Source organism: Vibrio sp., from assembly GCF_050299255.1.
In the GTDB taxonomy this organism is placed as follows: domain Bacteria; phylum Pseudomonadota; class Gammaproteobacteria; order Enterobacterales; family Vibrionaceae; genus Vibrio.
On record NZ_JBNKVP010000183.1, the window covers coordinates 1 to 943 of the forward strand.

The 943-nt window shown below is 50.4% G+C and carries 1 protein-coding gene; it reads right to left on the reverse strand.

Annotated elements, in window-relative coordinates; genetic code table 11:
- Positions 1-162: 162 nt before the first annotated feature.
- Positions 163-943 (reverse strand): IS3 family transposase (locus ACQY6F_RS18945; RefSeq protein WP_428776674.1); only part of this gene is annotated, 781 nt, incomplete at its 5' end.

The window sequence follows — 943 nt, forward strand, 5'->3', positions numbered from 1 at the left end:
ACTCTTTTATTCGGAGTTTCAATTGAATTAATGCAATATGGGACCACTCGCACACCAAACACGGGAGACGTAATCCGTGACTTGTCTGGTAGCCTCCTAGCGCTTGTTTTTGGTCCATTAGGTATGAAATTGCAACCTATGTATCGACGTATATTGTAGTGGTCAACTGTTACCGGACACTTTGTTAAGAGTTTTTTCATAATCAAGCGGTGTTTTATAACCCAGTGTCGAATGCAGACGCCTGGCATTGTAATACACCGCCACATATTCACGAACATCAGCCATTGCCTGCTGCCTTGTTCGATACAAACGGTCCCCCGTCCATTCTCGTTTCAAGCTACTGAAAAAACGTTCCACCGGCGCGTTGTCCCAACAGTTACCTTTGCGACTCATACTCGGGATCATGCCATGCTGTTTCAACAGCTTTTGATAATCATGGCTGGCATACTGACTGCCACGGTCAGAATGGTGAATCAGACCGGGTGATGGCTTCCTCAGGTTGACTGCCATCATCAGCGCTCGAATCACCAACGCTTTCTTCATCCGCCGATCCATCGCCCAGCCAACCACTCGGCGTGAGTACAAGTCAATTACCACCGCCAGGTAAAGCCAGCCTTCCTGCGTCCACAGATAAGTGATATCTGTACCCCAGACCTGGTTAGGCGCCGAAGGCGAGAACTGGCGATCCAGGACGTTCTCTGCCGTGGGTAAGTTGTGCTTGCTGTCCGTCGTCACTTTGAATTTGCGCTTTTGTTTAACCTTCAACTTCATCGCTTTCATCAAGTTACGTGTGCGTTCCCGCCCAATCTCAAATCCTTCCTCGCGTAGCTTCTCCATCATCGTGCGGCTACCAAGCGACTCGCGTGAGGCCGCAAACAATGCCTTCATGCGCCGCCTCAGCGACAGCTCCTCTGCCAGAATGACCTTGCATGGCCGGTTCAGC